At 35.4% G+C, this 20,956-nt stretch carries 2 protein-coding genes (both only partly in view); both read left to right on the forward strand.

All coding sequences use genetic code 11. The features are described 5' to 3' along the window. Positions 1-12,588, forward strand: partial view of a hypothetical protein gene (locus tag CVU84_08530; GenBank protein ID PKM94960.1) — the 3' portion only. It extends 957 nt beyond the left edge of the window; 12,588 of the gene's 13,545 nt are visible here — the last part of the coding sequence; its start codon lies beyond the left edge, outside the window; it ends in the stop codon at positions 12,586-12,588. Further along, a protein-coding gene (locus CVU84_08535; protein ID PKM94961.1) for a hypothetical protein crosses the window boundary here: on the forward strand, positions 12,581-20,956 show its 5' portion. Its footprint extends 3,003 nt past the window's final position; only the first 8,376 of its 11,379 coding nucleotides appear in the window; its start codon is at positions 12,581-12,583; its stop codon lies beyond the right edge, outside the window. Before CVU84_08530 ends, CVU84_08535 begins: the two co-directional genes overlap by 8 nt.

Consider the following 20,956-nt stretch of genomic DNA (forward strand, 5'->3'; position numbering starts at 1 on the left):
TTGAGATTTAAGGACTTCTCCTTACGAGGGGTACAAATGATTCATCAAGCTGATGTAGCAGCACAGAGTGAAACGCTATATTATAGCTGTCATTGGGAACAAAGAGCACTGATTGAGGTAGAAGAAAAGGTTACATTAGAAAGTATTCTTTTATTTGATCAAGATGAAAATCTTTATAAAGTTTTAAAAGAAACCCACAGAGAAAGAAAAATAACGCTTGTAAAAGTAGGAGCAAGTTATAAAGAAGTTAGTGACGACGAATATGAAATTAATCCAGCAAACCACGAAGATTATGTAAAAATGTTAAAATCTTTAGAAAAGAAAAAGAATATACCTACCCATATCTTGCATTTGTGGAACATACAAAAATGTGAACAAATAGATTTAGGTGCTTATTCGGTATACCATTTAAGCCGTGCATTGGTAGAACAAAAATTAAATAAACATCTAAAGTTTGTATTTGGCTATTCAGTAGAAGGGGAAAAAGGGTATTCACACCATGAAGCTGTCGGAAGTCTGCTGAAGACCGTTTGTCTAGAAACTACTAAAATTGGATATAAAACCATAGGCTTCAATACAAAAAGAACAATAGATATATTGGATATACTTCTGTCAGAGCTAAAAGCAGAGGATAAAGAAATTAAGTATCAAGATGGGCAAAGGCTCGTAAAATACATATATGAAATAGAAGAAATTGAAAATACTGAGAAAGAACATAAATCTCTTATAAAGCATAAAGGAGTTTACCTAATTACGGGAGGTGCAGGAGGTTTAGGGCAGATATTTGCTGAGCACTTAGCTAAGGTCTATCACGCAAGATTAGTACTTGTTGGTAGGTCAGAACTTACGAAGGAGAAGCAATTAAAAATTGATCTCTTAAAAAAATATGGTGCTGAAGTAATCTATATTGAAGCAGATATTTCTAAGAAGGAAGAGGTAGATCAGCTTATTACTAAAGCTAAGGTTGAGTATAAAGAAATAAATGGCATCATCCACAGTGCAGGAGTTATTAGAGATTCCTATTTAATCAATAAATCAGAAGAAGAAATGACTGCAGTACTAGATCCAAAGGTATATGGGACGCTGTGGCTGGATGAGGCAACTAAAGATGAGCCATTAGATTTTTTTGTTATGTTTTCATCAATAACTGCAGTACTTGGTAATGCAGGTCAAACAGATTATGCCTATGCCAATAGTTTTATGGATAGCTATGCAAATTACAGAGAGAAATTGAAACAACAAGTAGAGCGCCAAGGAAAGAGTATATCAATTAATTGGCCACTATGGCGTGAGGGTGGTATGAAGGTTGATCAGCAGACTGAAATATTGATTGAGAAGAATTTCGGTTTGAAGCTTTTTGAAACGGAAATAGGAATTGACACCTTTGAATTAAGCTTATTGCAGTCAGCAACACAGTTTATCGTATTACAGGGTGATAGAAAAAAGATAAATAATGCAATCAAAAAAAATCAAGAGAAAGTTATTATAGAAACAGAAACTATAGAAATTTTGGAGGCCGATGAAAAGAATATCCTAGAAAAATTACAAGAAGATTTAAAGCAAATCATAGCAGGAATTCTAAAACTACAAATAAGTGATATAGATTTGGATGAAGATATGAGTGGCTTTGGGTTTGATTCGATTTCTTTTACTGAATTTAGCAATGCTTTAAATGATAAGTATTTAATAGATATCATGCCTTCTATTTTTTATGAGCACACAACAATAATCTCGCTGATAGAATACCTGCTAGAAACTTATAAAGTTAAATTTGGGAACTATTTTGGCAAAAAGGTTAAAAAAGTAGATCATCAAGAAGTATTGAATAAGGTAGAAGAAATACCTGTAATAGAAACCAAAAGCAGATTAAGATTTAATAATTATCCTGTTTCAAGAGTGATACCACATATAGAGCATATGAAGGAGCCGGTAGCTATTGTTGGATTAAGTTGCGTTATGCCGGGATCAGAAAATCATCGAGAATTTTGGAATAATATCGAGAATGAGAAAGATTTAATTACAGAGATTCCGAGAGATAGATGGGACTGGAAAGCATATTATGGTGACCCTATCAATGAAGCCAATAAAACGAATATTAAGTGGGGAGGCTTCATTAGAGATATTGACAAATTTGATCCGTTGTTCTTTGGTATTTCACCACGAGAAGCCGCATTAATGGATCCGCAACATAGGATATTTATAGAAAATGTATGGAGAGCAATAGAAGATGCAGGATATAAGGCGAGCGATCTAGCAGGAACTAGAACAGGGGTCTTTATTGGAGCAGGGGCTTGTGATTATAGTTACTTATTAAAAGAGAGTGGAATAGATTTACATGCACAAATAACAACGGGTACATCGTTTTCAATTATGGCAAATCGTGTATCTTATCAATTGGATTTGCGTGGGCCAAGTGAAATCATTGATACTGCTTGCTCGAGTTCTTTGGTTGCACTACATCGTGCCGTTGAGGCAATACAAAAAGATGGTTGTGAAATGGCTTTTGCAGGAGGCATTAATGCCTTGCTCAATCCAGAAACCTTCATTACACTTTCAAAGGCTGGAATGCTTTCAGAAGATGGAAGGTGTAAAACCTTTGATAAACGTGCCAATGGTTATGTCAGAGGTGAAGGTTGCGGTGTTCTGCTTTTGAAGCCTTTAAGTAAAGCAATTAAAGATCACGATACCATTTATGCGGTAATAAAAGGGTGTGCTGTCAACCACGGAGGGCATGCGAACACCATGACGACACCTAATCCAAATGCACAAGCAGAGTTAATCGTTAGTGCCTGGGAAGAGTCAAAGATTGATCCTACGACAATAGGATATATTGAAGCCCATGGTACGGGAACTAGCCTAGGAGATCCAATTGAAATCAATGGATTAAAGAAAGCATTTGAGCAATTATGTAAAAATTCGGACATTGCAACGCTTGACAGAGCTTATTGTGGAATTGGCTCAGTGAAAACAAACATTGGACATCTTGAATTCGGTGCGGGTATAGCAGGTGTTATAAAAGTCATACTTGCTATGAAGAACAAAAAGATACCAGCAAGTATTCATTTTGAGGAACAAAATCCTTATATTAAATTGGAAGAGAGTCCATTTTATATAGTAGATAAAACAATTCAATGGGAGGCTCTTAAAGATGACAATAATAACTTGGTTCCAAGACGTGGAGGGGTTAGCTCATTTGGCTTTGGCGGTGTAAACGCACATATTGCATTAGAGGAGTATCTAGTTCCAACGGCTACTGTTGCGGAGGAGTCTATTAAACCACAAATGATTATTCTATCTGCTAAGAGTGAAGAACGCCTTAAAGCATATGCGAAGGATTTAATAGAATATATTGATCAGCAACAAGTGATGGAGGCACAAGAACCGCAACATAGTACGAATATTTCAGATATTGCTTATACCTTGCAAGTTGGAAGAGAAGAAATGGATGTAAGGATGGCTATTATAGCCAGTCATTTATCAGAGCTAAGAGATAAATTAACTTCTTATTATAGAGATGAAGAAAATGCAGATCTCTTTATAGGGAATGTAAAGAATAATAAAGACAAAATTAATTTATTAATTACAGGTGAAAAAGGTAAAAATTATATAAAAAGTATTGTAGAGGATGGTGAGTTAAGGCAAATAGCAAAATTGTGGATATCTGGGATTAAGATAGAATGGTCAAGTCCAGATCAAGAAAATAATAGAAAACGCATATCACTTCCTACATATCCATTTGCAAAAGAAAGCTATTGGGTACCAGAGAGAGATAAAAGTGAAGGTAATAACAATCAGTGTCAGTTGATCAGTAAGCTACACCCGATGATAGACAGAAACACTTCAACCTTAGAAGAACAGAGATTTACAACAGTATTTTCAGGGAAAGAGTTCTTTCTTTCAGATCATATTATTGAAGGAAGTAAGATTCTGCCAGGAGTAACTTATATTGAGATGGCAAGAGCTGCAAGTGAATTATCTGGAATGAATCATATTCGAAAAATAAAAGATATTGTATGGATTAGACCTATGATAATAGATGAGGTTTCAAGAGAGGTACATATTTATTTATACCCAAATCAGGATAATGTCGAATATGAGATTGGTACAATAAATGAGGAAGGTACATATTTATTACATGGTCAAGGTAAAATGCGAATAGGTATAGAAAACACCTTCAATACCAATGATGAACCTATCAATCTAGAGTCCATTAAACAAAGATGCACAAACCATATCAGCAAAGAAGCATATTACAATAGATACATAGAAGCTGGTTATGAGTATGGAAAAAGCCTTCAATCAATGGAAGAATTGTATGTTGGTAAAGGAGAAGCACTGGCACTGCTAATATTCCCAGCGGGAGTGAATACCCAGCTTCAAGATATCAGACTTCATCCATCTCTAATGGACGGTGCTTTCCAAACAATAGCTGCGTTAGTAGACGAAGGAGATGCGACTGCTTATCTACCCTTTGCACTCGGTGAGATTGAGATTATAAGAGACTTTAAAGAAAAATGCTATGCATATACTACTTTAGTATCAGAAAAAATTAATATTAAAAAGTATAACATTGACGTCGTAGATGAAGAAGGGATGCTGCTAGTAAGATTTAAGGATTTCTCCTTACGAGGTATCCAAACAGTCGATCAAGTGGCAATAGCAGTACAGAGCGAAACTCTTTATTATAGTAGTCAGTGGGAACAAAAAGAATTCATAGATGTAGAACAACAAAAGGTTGAGTTAAGAAGCATTCTTTTGTTTGATACAGAAGAAGGTCTCTATAAAGCAATAAAGGAAACGGATAGAGAAAGTGAAGTAACACTTGTAAAAGTAGGAGCAAGTTATAAGGTAGTTAGTGAAGATGAATATGAAATAAATCCTTCGAATCACAATGACTATATAAAATTAGTACAAGCTTTGAAAGAAAAGAAGCGCATACCTTCTGTTATACTTCATTTTTGGAGTAAAGATAATACGAAGTTTATTGAAGAGAGGAATACGGAGCCTGAACACTTGGAAAAAGAGCTTATGACAAGTGTTTATTCCGTATACCATTTAAGTGGATCGTTATTGAAGGAAAAAATAGACACACCAATTCAAATTGTATATGCCTATTCTGTAAATGGACTTAAAGGACATTCACACTATGAAGCTGTCGGAAGTCTGTTAAAAACCATATGTTTTGAAACCTCTAAAATTGGGTATAAAACGATTGGTTTTAACCTAACGAATGCGGAGGGCGAGTATCCTTTGACTACAGAAATAGCGGTAGATATATTGGATATACTGTTATCAGAGCTAAAATCAGAGGATAAGGAGGTCATTTATCAGGAGGGTCACAGATCAGTAAAAGTAATAAGTGCTATTGATAATATTGAGAAAAATCAAAGTGAGATACCACTCATAAAAGATAAAGGGGTATACATCATAACAGGAGGCGCAGGAGGTTTAGGTTTCATATTTGCTGAGCACTTAGCTAAAGTCTATCAAGCAAGATTGGTACTTGTTGGAAGGTCAGACCTTACTAAGGATAAGCAATCTCAAATCGATCTTCTAAAGGGATATGGTGCTCAAGTAGCCTATGTTAAAGCAGATATTTCTAAAAAAGAAGATGCAGATGAGCTTATTACTAAAGCTAAAGATGAGTATAAAGAAATAAATGGCATCATTCACAGCGCAGGGGTTATTAGAGATTCTTATTTGATTAATAAAACAGAAGAAGAACTTACAGCAGTATTTGCTCCAAAAGTATATGGAACTCAGTGGTTGGATGAGGCGACGAAAGATGAGCCATTAGATTTTTTTGCTATGTTTTCATCAATAACCTCTGTACTTGGTAATGCAGGTCAAACAGATTATGCCTATGCCAATGGTTTTATGGATAGCTATGCAATTTATAGAGAGAAAATGAAGCAGCATAAAAAACGCCAAGGAAAGAGTATATCAATTAATTGGCCATTATGGCGTGAGGGTGGTATGAAGGTTGATCAGCAGACCGAAATATTGCTTGAAAAGAACTTTGGTTTAAAGCTTTTTGAAACGGAGATAGGAATTGACACCTTTGAATTAAGCTTATTACAGCCAGTGTCACAGCTTATTGTATTGCAGGGTGATAAAAGAAAGATAAATAATACAATCAAAAGAAATCAAGAAAAAGCTGTTAAGGAAACAGAAACTATAGAAATTTTGGAAGCTGATGAAAAGAATATCTTAGAGAAGTTACAAGGAGACTTAAAGCAAATTATAGCAGAAATTCTAAAATTACAGATAAGTGATATTGATTTAGATGAAGATATGAGCGGCTTTGGGTTTGATTCGATTTCTTTTACTGAATTTAGCAATGCTTTAAATAATAAATATTTAATAGATATCATGCCATCTGTTTTTTATGAGCACACAACACTAATTTCGTTGATAAAATATCTACTAGATACTTATAAAGGTATATTAGGTAATTACTTTGGCGAAAAGGTTATAAGAGTAAGTCATCAAGAGGTATCGAATAAGGTGGAAGAAATACCTGTAATAGAAACCAAAGGCAGAACAAGATTTAACAATTACCCTGTTTCAAGAGTGATACCACATATAGAACATAGTAAGGAGCCGGTGGCTATTGTTGGATTAAGTTGCGTTATGCCGGGATCAGAAAATTATCAGGAATTTTGGAATAATATTGAGAATGAAAAAGATTTAATTACAGAAATTCCGAGTGATAGATGGGACTGGAAAGCATACTATGGTGACCCTATCAATGAAGCCAATAAAACGAATATTAAGTGGGGAGGCTTCATGAAGGACATTGACAAATTTGATCCATTGTTCTTTGGTATTTCACCACGAGAAGCCGCATTAATGGATCCGCAACATAGGATATTTATAGAAAATGTATGGAGAGCAGTAGAAGATGCTGGATATAAGGCAAGCGATTTAGCGGGAACGAGAACGGGTGTATTTATAGGGGCAGGAGCTTGTGAGTATCGTTACTTATTAAAGGAAAGTGGTATAGATCTTCATGCGCAGATATCAACGGGTACAGCATTTTCAATCATGGCAAATCGTATATCGTACCAATTAGATTTGCGTGGGCCAAGTGAGGTAATTGATACTGCTTGCTCTAGTTCTTTGGTTGCAATACATCGTGCAGTTGAGGCAATACAAAGAGATGGTTGTGAAATGGCCTTTGCCGGAGGCATTAATGCCTTATTCAGTCCGGAAAATTTTATAACATTTTCTAAGGCTGGAATGCTCTCGCAAGATGGAAGGTGTAAGACTTTTGATAAGAGCGCCAATGGTTATGTAAGAGGTGAGGGATGTGGGGTGGTGCTTTTAAAGCCTTTAAGTAAAGCTATTAAAGACCATGATACCATTTATGCTGTAATAAAAGGGTGTGCTGTCAACCACGGAGGGCATGCGAACACGATGACGACACCTAATCCAAATGCACAAGCAGAGTTAATCGTTAGTGCATGGGAAGAGTCAAATATTGATCCTACGACAATAGGATATATTGAAGCCCATGGAACGGGAACTAGCCTAGGAGATCCAATTGAAATCAATGGATTAAAGAAAGCATTTGAGCAATTATATAAAAACTCGGAAATAACAATGCCAGACAGACCTTATTGTGGAATTGGCTCAGTGAAAACAAACATTGGACATCTTGAATTCGGTGCTGGCATAGCAGGTGTTATAAAAATCATACTTGCTATGAAGAACAAAAAGATACCAGCAAGCATTCATTTTGAAGAACAAAATCCTTATATTAAACTAGAGGACAGCCCTTTTTATATTGTAGACAAAACAATACAATGGGAGGCCTTTAAAGATGATCGTAATAACTGGATTCCTAGACGTGGAGGAGTTAGTTCATTTGGCTTTGGAGGTGTAAACGCACATCTTGCATTAGAGGAGTATCTAGCTCCAACTGCTGCAATTGTAGAGGAGTCAGCTCAACCACAAATCATCATTTTATCTGCTAAGAGTGAAGACCGCCTTAAGGCATATGCAAAGGATTTAATCGAATTTCTTGATCATCAACTAGTGATTGAGGATCAAGAGCCTCAACACTGTGTGAAGGTTTCAGATATTGCTTATACCTTGCAAGTTGGAAGAGAAGAAATGGATGTAAGGATGGCTATTATAGCAAGTCATTTATTAGAACTAAGAGACAAATTAACTTCTTATTATAGAGATGAAGAAAATGCAGATCTCTTTATAGGTAATGTAAAGAACAATAAAGACAAAATTAATTTGTTAATTACAGGTGAAAAAGGTAAAAAATATATAAAGAGTGTTGTAGAAGATGGTGAGTTGAGACAAATAGCTGGATTGTGGATATCTGGGGTTAAGATAGAATGGTCAAGTTCAGACAAAGGAAATCATAGTAAACGTATTGCACTCCCTACATATCCTTTTGCAAGAGAAAGTCATTGGTTTACCGATTTACCAAGTGGAAAAAAATCTAAAACAGCTATTGTATCTGAAACAAATGATTTGCATCCATTAATAAGTAAAAATACTTCTGATTTTTATGAACAGAAATTCACAACAATATTGGATGAAAACCAATTTTATCTTGCAGATCATGTAGTAGCAGGGCAAAAGATGTTGCCTGGTGTTGCTTCTATCGAGATGGCATACATTGCTGGAAAACTCTCTGGGAAAAGAAATATTTCAAAAATTCAAGATATTATATGGATTAGACCAATTATAGTATTAGAGAAGTTAAAAGAAGTTAATATCAGTCTTTCTACAAAGGGAGATGTGATTGATTATGCGATCCAATCGATAAATGAGGACAACAGTCGAACGCTATATTCTCAAGGTAAATTACGAATGGATTTAAAGGACATACAACCTATTCATACATACATTGATATTGGTGCTATAAAGGAACAATGTCAAGTTTTAATAGATAGTCAACAATGTTACAGTAAGTTTAGGGAAAGCGGATTAGAATACGGTTCAAGTTTTAGAACCATAAAAGAGATATACAGTGGTGATAATGAAGCACTCACAGCACTTCAATTACCAAGTGATCTTATAGAAGACTTCAATAAATTTGAGTTACACCCTTCTTTAATGGATGGTGCACTTCAATCAGTAATTGGTATAAAAAATTCAGGGTTAGAGGGAGAGGGTGTACATCTTCCGATTGGCATTGAAGAAATAGAAATCTTTCATCCATTGAGTATCCAATGCTATATATATGCCAAAACAGTTAAGGATTTTGAAAAAGCAGAAGGCCGTAGTAAAAAGTATACGATTGAAATTGTAGACACCAATGGCTTGGTATTGGTTAGAATGAAAGAATTTATGGTAAGGCCGCTTCACAAGACAGTGTCAGAGGAGCAAAACTCATTTAACGTAACTAAGTACGATAACACTGATTTATTAAATAAAGTACAAGAGAAATTAAAACGAATTTTATCGGAAGAAATTAATATGCCAATAACAAGAATTGATGCATATGAACCATTCGAAAAATACGGCATTGATTCCATAATGATTATGAGCTTGAACGGAGTACTTGAAACCCATTTTGGTAACATATCAAAGACATTGCTCTTTGAGTATAAGAATCTTAGAGAGCTTGCAGAATATTTTGCTAAAAACCACAGTGAAAAATTTGAAGAAGGTATGGGTAGCACTGAAGAAATGATACCAAAAGAGATAAATCCTGTAACAGAGGTTAAAACCAATATACCTTTACGTTCTAATAGTGAGAGGTTTGTTAGGTCAGAACAAATTATGAATAAGTCTGAAATTGCAGAAGATGATATTGCAATTATTGGAGTAAGTGGTAGATACCCAATGGCAGATACACTTGATGAGTTCTGGGAAAATCTTAAGGTAGGCAAGGACTGTATTACGGAAGTTCCTAAAGAAAGATGGAATCACGATGCTTATTATGACGCCGACAAAAATAAAAAAGGCAAAAGTTATAGTAAGTGGGGAGGCTTTATTAATGATGTAGACAAGTTTGATCCAATGTTCTTTAATATTTCCCCTAAAGAAGCTGAAATTATGGATCCACAAGAAAGACTTTTTCTTCAAACAGTTTGGCATACAATAGAGGATGCTGGGTATACAAAGTTACGTCTAGAACAGTATAAGGTTGGGGTATTTGCAGGGGTTATGTATAATCACTATCCAATGTATGCTGCGGAAGAATCAATGAAGGGTAATGTTATAGCGGTGAATTCGACCTATGCCTCTATTGCTAATAGAGTATCCTATTATTTTAATCTTAATGGACCAAGTATTTCATTGGATACTATGTGTTCTTCATCTTTAACAGCTATTCACTTAGCGTGTGAAAGTATAAAAAGAGGTGAATGTGACGCTGCTTTAGCAGGGGGCGTAAACGTTACGATTCATCCAAATAAATACATTATGTTAAGTCAAGGTAGGTTTGCCTCTAGTGATGGAAGATGCAGGAGCTTTGGTGAAGGGGGAGACGGTTATGTGCCAGGTGAAGGAGTAGGTACAGTTTTATTAAAACCATTGAAGAAAGCTATACTGGATGGAGACAGAATCTATTCCGTTATTAAAGGAACAGCTATGAACCATGGTGGTAAGACAAATGGTTATGCAGTTCCGAATCCAAAGGCTCAAAGTACTTTGATTTCGGAAGCCTTAATAAAGGCAAAAGTGAATCCTAGAACGATCAGTTATATAGAAGCCCATGGAACAGGAACATCCTTGGGAGATCCTATTGAGATTGCGGGATTACAAAAGGCCTTTGAAGCTTATACACAGGATGCACAGTTTTGCTCAATTGGTTCATCAAAATCTAATATTGGTCATCTTGAATCAGCCGCTGGGATAGCTGCCATAACAAAAGTCATTCTACAAATGAAGTATAAGACCTTGGTGCCTTCCATTCATTCTGAAAACATGAATCCGAATATTAATTTTGAGACCTCACCATTTTATATTCAGCATGAGTTAAAGGAGTGGAAAGCGCCAATTATTGACGGACAAAATTATCCAAGGTGTGCGGGCATTAGTTCGTTTGGTGCGGGTGGATCAAATGCCCATATTATAATGGAGGAATACATAGATTCAATATCACAGCCGAGGGTTACAGTTCGAGAAAAAGAATTAATACTATTATCAGCAAGAGACGAAGATAGGTTAAAAGAATATGCGTTAAGATTATCAACATATCTTGAAAAAATTGAAGCATATGAGAAGCCATCTCTAAGTGGAATTGCATATACGTTGCAAACGGGTAGAGAAGCTATGGAAGAGAGATTAGCCTTAATTGTATCAAATATAGAAGAGTTGCGTGAAAAATTACTAGGGTTTATCAGAAGCGATAAACATATGGAGGCTGTCTATAGGGGAAGCATTAAAACTAGAATAAATCATGAAGACCTTTTTGATACAGTGAAACAGGAAAACAATAGAAAACTGTTTGAATTAAAGCAATACGAGAAGCTTGCTCAAGAATGGACGGTAGGGGAAGCCATTGATTGGAGAACATTATACCGTGATGAGATGAATAAGGTCCTATCACTACCCGTGTACCCATTTGCTAGAGAATATTATTGGATACCAGGCCAAGGAGAAAATAACTTGAATTCTGATGCTAAACAGCAAACTGCAGCAACCCTACACCACTTAGTAGGTAAGAATACATCAACCCTTAATGAGCAATGTTTTGAAACAGTATTTAACGGTAACGAGTTCTTCTTTAAGGACCATGTTGTAGCGGGGCGAAAAATAATGCCAGCAGCAGCATTCATAGAAATGGCTAGAGCTGCAGGGGATTTATCCGAAAACATGAAGGTTTGTAAAATGAAGGATATGATTTGGGTTAAGCCGATAACGATGGATAATATATCCAAGCTAATACAAATAAATCTTATACCAGAGATTGGATTCGTAGAATATGAAATAGTTGAAACGCTAGAGAATGACATAAAAACCATTTATTCAAAAGGTAGATTAATTTATGGTGAACTGACTTTGGATGAGATGGATGAAGTGTTCTTTGATATTGAATCTATTAAAGGAAGGAGTACCGAGGTTATTAGTAGACAACAATGTTATACCGCATTTGATGAGATTGATATACAATATGGTAATCGTTTTAGAGTAATACAAGAAATGTATGTTGGCAAAGGTCAAGCATTAGCTAAATTAAAGTTGCAAGAAAAAGATGATCTTGATGAATTCGTTTTGCATCCTACAATACTTGATGGTATGTTTCAATCCGTGCTAGGTGTTGGGTATGGTCAATCTGCCAAGCAGCTTTATATACCATTTACTATAGGAGAATTGAGTATTTACGGACCATTATCATATAGAGGTTATAGCTATGCGGTATCTAAGAATAATGGACGATTAGAAAGTGATATAAAGGTGTTTGATATTTATCTTTTGGATGAAGCTGGAAAGGTAGTATTAAAAGTTAGTGACTTTTCGGTAAAACCGATGATAAAAAGAGTAAGCCATCCAGCGAATAGTATGGAGGGTGTTGAACTTATAGATTTATTAAATAAAGTATACCTTGGAGAAACAGAGGTTGATAGCGTTATCGAGTTCATAGAGGGTAAGGAGGGTATGGAGAATGCATAAAGAGACTAGAGATATTATTGAATTAATTAAAGATAAAAAAATAACCCCAGAGGAAGGTTTTAAGCGTATTAAAGCTAATACAGATCAAATATCTGAGAATCACTATTATCTTGAGCAGTGGCAACAACTAGAAGAAAGCGCAATAGAAAACACGAGGTTATTGAAAGGTAATATACTGCTTTTTGATGTGGATCAACAGTTTTGTAATGCGATAAGAGAGTATGTTTATAAGGAAATGGGGAGCAATGACATTAAAATTGTTTTAGTAATGCCTGGATCCAGTTTTGGTTATTTAGAAAATGATCTTTATGAAGTAAATATTAAAAATAGTAATGATTATAAAAGCTTGTTGGATGATCTTGAAGGACGCAATGTATTTCCAGAAACGATTCTTCATATGTGGTCAAAAGACAATGATTCAACATCCTTTAAATCACGCTTTTATAAAGGGATAGATGCTATATTTTATCTTGCTAAGGAGCTGGTTATACGTAAGATTAAATCGTACATGTCATTAATGTATTTTCATCAAGGTCATTTAAATGACATGCAACCCCAATATGCTTCAGTGGCAAGCTTTCTTAGAACCTTGAATATGGAAAATCCATACTTAAAATGCAAATCAATATGTATGGAGGAATCTGTTGATATCCACTCTTTTGTAAAGATTATAGGCAATGAAATGGCTGTAAATTTAACGGATATAGAGATCTGTTATGACGAAAGGTTAAACAGATATGTTAGAGGCTATAAGCTTTACACACCGACAAATCAATCTGTCGTGAAACCGGTGCTAAAGAATGGGGGCACGTATATCATTACCGGTGGCGCTGGAAGCATTGGTTTGATTATTGCTGGATATATTGCCAGCAAGGTTAAATGCCATATTGCACTCACAGGAAGATCAACGCTATCTCAAGAAAAACAGGATATTCTAAAAAAGCTTGAGGAGAATGGTTCAGAAGTGGTTTATTTTGAAAGTGATATCACAAGTAAAAAAAGTGTTCAAAAACTAATAGGCGATGTGAAAATAAAATTTGATAAAATTGATGGTATTATACATTCGGCAGGAATCCTTAGAGATAGCTTTTTATTTATAAAAACAAAAAAGGATTTTGATAAGGTATTGGCACCAAAAATTTACGGTACATTTTGGCTAGATGAAGTGACCAAAGATGAAGAATTAGATTTTTTTGTTTTATTTTCATCCGTGTCCGCGACATTAGGAAATGTTGGACAAACAGATTATGCTTATGCTAACAGCTTCATGGATTATTATGCGAAAAAAAGAGAGTTAATGGTGAATCAAAAGCAACGATGGGGTAAAAGCATTTCTATAAATTGGCCTTACTGGTCTGATGGAGGAATGACCATAAATGAGAAGACCTTGATCTGGTTAAAAGAGAACATGGGTATATTACCTCTAAGCTCGGAAAATGGGATAAAGGCTTTTGAAGACGCTTTAAACAATTCATTTAATCAATTAATTGTTTTTGAAGGAGATGAAAAGAAGATAAGCCAATTGTTTTCATCCAATAAGCAGCAGTATATTGATGAAAGCCAAGACGCCCTTGTAAGTAGTACGACAGTTAGCATAACTAAAGAAAACATAGATCAAGAAAATATAGATCAAGAAAACATAAATCAAGAAAACATAAATCAAGAAAACACAAATCAAGAAAACATAGATTCAGACCATATAGTTCTAGACCATATAGATCCATACGATACAGAAATAGGATTAGACTTGAAAGACAAAGCGGAGTTAGTTGAAAAAACAAAGAATTTTCTGAAACCGTTAATATCCAAAGAGACTAAGGTGCCTCTATCGAAAATAGATTCAGAGGCAGATTTTGAAAAATTCGGGCTTGATTCTGTTATGATCATGGGACTAAATAGAGAGCTGGAAAATAATTTTGGAGAGTTATCAAAAACCTTGTTTTATGAAAACCAAACAATCGGCCAGCTTGCTCATTACCTAGTACAGAACTATGAAGATAAAGTAGTTGAAAAACTTAGTGGGTCACTAAAACAAGACCAAAGAGATCTGGACGAAGAAAACAAAAACATAGTATCACATTCAATTACTTCCTTGAAACGTCAAATGAATACCAAAACATTTGAAAAAAACAAGGTAACCATTCTAGAACAATTACAGAATAAACAAAACAATGAATGTATAGAAGACGATATTGCAATTATTGGGTTAAGTGGTAAATATCCGATGGCCTCAACCATAAGCGACTTTTGGGAGAATTTAAAATCAGGAAAAGATTGTATTACCCAGATTCCAACAACAAGATGGGATTATACTAAATACTTCGATGCTAACAAGAATGCAAAAGGAAAAACTTATAGTAAATGGGGTGGGTTCATAGAAGATGTAGATAAGTTTGATCCGTTGTTTTTTAACATCTCTCCAAGAGAAGCATGTTATATTGACCCACAGGAACGTATTTTTTTAGAAACTGCCTGGCATACCCTAGAAGATGGGGGCTATACGAGAGATAAAATTTCAGAAGAAAATATTGGTGTATTTGTTGGTGCGATGTTTGGACATTATCAACTGTTTGGTGCTGAGGAATCTATGAGGGGCAATGATATTGGACTAAGCTCATCATTTGCTTCCATTGCAAATCGTGTGTCCTATATCTTAAATCTTAAAGGCCCTAGTATTGCATTAGATACAATGTGCTCCTCTTCTTTAACAGCAATTCATATTGCAAAAGAAAGTATCCTTAGAGGCGAATGTGATGTTGCAATAGCTGGGGGCGTTAATGTTACAATTCATCCTAATAAATATATACTTCTTAGCCAAAGTAATTTTCCGTCAACAGATGGTAAGTGTAGAAGTTTTGGCGACGGAGGAGATGGTTACGTTCCTGGAGAAGGAACGGGTGCAGTTCTATTAAAACCACTTAAGAAGGCCATAGCAGATGGTGATCATATATATGGGGTAATTAAGGGGAGTGCATTAAATCATGGAGGAAAGACGAGCGGGTACTCGGTGCCAAATCCCAACGCTCAAGCCTCTTTGATTTCTAAAGCACTATTGAAAGCAGGTATTGAGCCACGAACAATTAGTTATATTGAAGCACATGGAACGGGTACTGCACTTGGAGATCCAATAGAAATAACGGGCTTAGTTCATGCGTTTCAAAAAAGCACAAAAGACAAACAGTTTTGTGCTATTGGATCTGTTAAATCTAATATTGGTCATTGCGAATCTGCTGCAGGTATAGCAGGACTAACGAAGGTACTCCTTCAAATGCAATATAAGCAGCTAGTACCATCGATACACTCGGCAAAGTTAAATGCAAATATTAAATTTGAGAATACACCCTTTACCGTTCAACAAAGGTTAGAGGAATGGAAGCAGCCTGACATCGAGGGTAAAAAATATCTTAGACGTGCTGGTATCAGCTCCTTTGGAGCAGGAGGATCAAATGCTCATATTTTAGTTGAGGAATATATTTACAATGAATTAGAGTATTATGAAAATAGAGAGCAATTAATCGTTCTTTCTGCAAGAAATGAAGAGCGCCTTTTAGCATATTCACAAGAATTAATCCGTTATTTAATGGAGTCATTTGTTGAGCAACAAAAATATGGAAGAACTTCCCTAGAACAAATAGCCTATACCCTTCAGGTAGGTCGAGAAGCAATGACTGAACGTCTAGGGATAATCGCATCAAGCATAGAAGAATTGATAGAAAAACTAGAACAATATTTACTCAATAATTTGGAAACAGATAACCTATACTTGGGAACCGTAAAAGAAAAGAGTGGTATGTCTGATCAACTTGATGATGATGATGAGGGACAGGCATTTGTTTTCGCATTGATTAAAAACAAAAAACTAAACAAGCTTGCTAAACTGTGGGTCACAGGTGTAGAAGTGGACTGGAAGACACTATATAACAATACTATTAGAAGGGTTTCGCTACCGACATATCCTTTTGCAAAAGTGCGTTATTGGGTACCAGAACAAGAAGGGGGAGCAGTAGAGGCATTCCATAATACGCAAAACATTATATCAAAGCTTCACCCAATGATAGATCAGAATATATCAACAATTGATGAACAGATGTTTAGTACGACATTTAGTGGGGAGGAATTCTTTCTTAAAGATCATGTGATAGAAGGTAAAATGATTTTGCCAGGTGTCGCATATATAGAAATGGCGAGGGCAGCAGGCGAATTATCAGGTGTATTGGGAATTACTAAGATAAAAGATATACTTTGGATAAGACCCATTACGATACATGGCCCGTTGGTTGAAGTGCATATTGGTCTTTATCCAAAAGAGGATTCCCTTGAATATGAAATTAGCACAAGAAATAATGATCAAATCATTGTTCATAGTCAAGGCAGGTTATTATTTGAGGATGAAAACTTCTTGGATTTAAAGGAAGAAAAGGTGGACATTGAGACCATTATTCAAAGATGTACTGAAACCATAAGCAGTGAAGTTCTGTATCAGCGATTAGGAGAAGCCGGCTTTACTTATGGAAAACATTTTCAGCCAATAACAAAAATAGTTGTTGGAGAAGGAGAAGCATTAGCGTATCTTCAACTATCTAATAATGGCATCGACACATTAGAGGAGTTTAAATTACACCCATCATTAATGGATGGTGCACTGCAGTCTGTTGCAGGCCTTAGTAAAGACGAATACTTACCATTTGCACTCGGTGAGGTGGACATTCTCAGAGAATTAAAGGAAAAATGCTATGCTCATGTATGCCTTACATTAGATACTCCCAGTATAAAAAAATATTGTATCAATCTATTAGATGAAGAGGGAGAGGTACTGGTCAGGTTAAAGGATTTCTCCTTACGAGCATTTAAACCAAAAACAATCCAAGCTCAAAAAGCAACACACATAAGCCCTAATACACAAATCGAAACAATAAAGGTAGAAAATCAAGAACTATCAAATAGTCTGCAAAAAGATATTGTACATTTTATAGCCAATATAGTAATGATGAAAGAGATTGATATAGATATAAACAAAGATATGAGTCGATTTGGATTTGATTCTATATCGTTTACTGAGCTAAGCAATAAATTTAATGAGAAGTATAAAATGCATATTATGCCCTCTCTATTTTACGAGCATGAAACCATTTTATCTTTAATTAAATACCTTTTAAAGGAATACAAGGAACTTTTATATCAATATTACAGTGACAGTCTTAACGAAGACCACTATAAATCCAAGATTCCATTAGTTACTGAAGATTCTGCAGAAGATTCGGTGGAACAAATTAGGTCAAGGTATAGAGCCTTGCCATATATTGCTCAAACCTCCAATTTAATAGGAAGACTTAATGAGCCCATTGCAATTATAGGTTTAAGCGGTGTTATGCCAGGCTCAGATACCCTCGAAGAATATTGGAACAATATTGAAGCTGGGAAAGACCTCATCACTGAAATACCTGAAGATCGGTGGGATTGGAGAGCTTATTATGGTGATCCTATGAAAGAACCCAACAAAACAAATGTTAAATGGGGAGGCTTCATGAAGGAAGTGGATAAGTTTGACTCCCGGTTTTTTGAAATATCACCTAGAGAAGCAGAGTTGATGGATCCTCAACAGAGAATATTTCTTCAAACGGTATGGAAAGCAATAGAAGATGCAGGATATAGTCCAAAAGAAATATCAGGAACGAAAACAGGTGTATTTGTTGGTGTAGGAACTTCTGATTATGGTGATCTTCTTAAAGAAAATAACATAGAAATAAAGGCTCAAATTACAACGGGTCTATCCAATTGTATTATTGCAAACAGAATCTCATATTTATTAAATTTTCATGGTCCAAGTGAGCCTATAGATACGGCGTGTTCTAGTTCATTAGTGGCTGTTCATCGGGCAGTGGAAGCAATACAATTAGGAAACTGTGAAATGGCTATTGCTGGAGGTGTGAGTGTTATAGCAAGTCCTTCTCCTTATATAGCCCTAAGTAAAGCAGCTATGATTTGTGAGGATGGTAGATGTAAAACCTTTGATAAGCATGCAAATGGGTATGTTAGAGGAGAAGGTTCGGGTGCCATATTATTAAAACCATTAAGTAAAGCAATTGACGATCATGATCACATTTATGCTGTTATTAAGGGAAGTGATGTGAATCATGGAGGCCATGTTAATTCTATGACAACACCAAATCCAAATGCACAAGCAGAGGTTATTGTAAAGGCGTGGAAGAAGTCGGGAATAGATCCTTCTACAATAGGATACATAGAAGCCCATGGTTCAGGAACAAGTTTGGGGGATCCAATTGAGATTAATGGATTAAAAAAAGCATTTTCACAGCTATATTTGGAAAGGGGTAAGACAGCACAAGGGAAGCCTTATTGTGGTATTGGTTCTGTAAAAACGAATGTAGGACATCTTGAAACTGCTGCTGGAATAGCGGGTCTATTAAAAGTTGTTCTTGCTATGAAAAATAAAAAGATACCTCCTACCATTCATTTTAATGAATTAAACCCTTATATAGAGTTAGGGGGTAGTCCTTTCTATATCGCAGAGGATTTAAAGGTGTGGGAAAAAATCGGGAATGAGCCTAGAAGAGCAGGCGTCAGTTCCTTTGGATTTGGTGGAACCAATGCCCATGTAGTACTTGAAGAATACGAGATGCCACAATATAAATTACAGGAAGAAAATCAAAAACAGATCATTATTCTTTCAGCAAAAAACAAAAACAAACTTCAAGAATATGCGAGTGAAATGATAAGATATTTGGATACAATTTGTAAGGAAGTTCATAACCTGCCCTATGATGGACAATTAATTCAGCTGATAGAGAGTGACTTAATAAAACTAGCAGCAGAAATAATGAATGTATCACAAGAAGAAATCTCAATTCATGAAAGTTTAGATGTATATGGATTTGATCCTGTTAGATTAATTGAATTTAGAAAAGATATTGATGACAAATTTGGGATGGAAAACACAATCCTATTGACTAGGCAGTATTTATCTATCAAAGAGATTGCTCTAATAATTTATAATCAGTTTCAAGAAGGTTTTTTGGATTATTATCGTGATAAAATTGTGGACAATAGGAATGCGATAAAGGAGAATATTAGTTTAAGAGACATTGCCTTTACGCTTCAGGTAGGTAGAGAAGAAATGTCTGAACGCCTTGCAGTTGTAGTTTCTGATAAAACGGATTTAAAAGAAAAATTATGCATGTTCGTAGGAGAACGGGGAGATGCTGAAAAGTTATACTTAGATACAGCTAGAGATAGCAAAAATAAAATGACTTTTATTATGGACGGTGAAGAAGGACGGGAATTTTTATATAGGTTAATCAAAGAGAAAAAAATTGAGAAAATAGCACAGCTTTGGGTGAGTGGTACAGCAATAGATTGGAAGCTTTTATATGAAAACAGATTACCAAGACGTTTGTCACTTCCGACGTATCCATTTGCAAGAGATCGATATTGGTTACCTGAACAAAAAGAAAAGCCTAAAGTAAAAAATATAGTTGAAAGTAAGGCTGTGAAGGATGATGTTTTATACTATACGAGTAGTTGGGAAAACTGTGAATTAGATGAGCATTTGGATAACAAATTACCTATTAGCTTACTTGTGTTCGATTCAGGAAAGGGTATATTTAACCTAACGAATGCGGAGGGCGAGTATCCTTTGACTGCTTTGAAAGGGCATGAAAAAGAAGCATTCAATGAAGTGATTTTAGTACATAGGGGAGAGACTTTTAAAGAATTAAGTAAATGTGAATATGAAGTGAATCCTTTAAAGAAAGAAGACTATGTAAAATTATTCGAAATATTAAAGGAAAAAAATCAAGTACCGACGCACCTTCTATATTTATGGAATTATTTAGAGGAGATAACAGTTGAAGATATTCACCTGAATGAAGCTATAGGGCACCAACTAGAAACGAGTGCTTATTCATTGCTTCATTTATGTCATGGCTTAATAGAGAAAAAATGGGAAAAGAACATTAAAATTATCTACGCTTATAATTCAACCATGAGTGAAAACATATCTCAATATGAAGCTGTAAGTGGTTTGCTAAAAACAGTATGTCTAGAAAATGCAAGGATATCCTATAAAACAATAATGCTTGATATGGACCCTAAGAATATAGAAGATTTAAGAACCTTGCTTATAGAAGAGCTTATGGATGAAAGTGCTGAGGTGATGCATCAAGATGGACGAAGGTCAGTTAAAATCTTGATTGAAAAAAATGTTACATTAAATAAAGGTGAATATGAGGATAAAAAATCCCTATTAAGGGACAGAGGCGTATATATCATTACTGGAGGTGCGGGTGGTTTAGGGTTGATTTTTGCTGAATACTTAGCCCGGAATTATAGAGCAAGGCTTGTGCTGACA

Source organism: Firmicutes bacterium HGW-Firmicutes-1, from assembly GCA_002841625.1.
In the GTDB taxonomy this organism is placed as follows: Bacteria; Bacillota; Clostridia; order Lachnospirales; family Vallitaleaceae; genus HGW-1.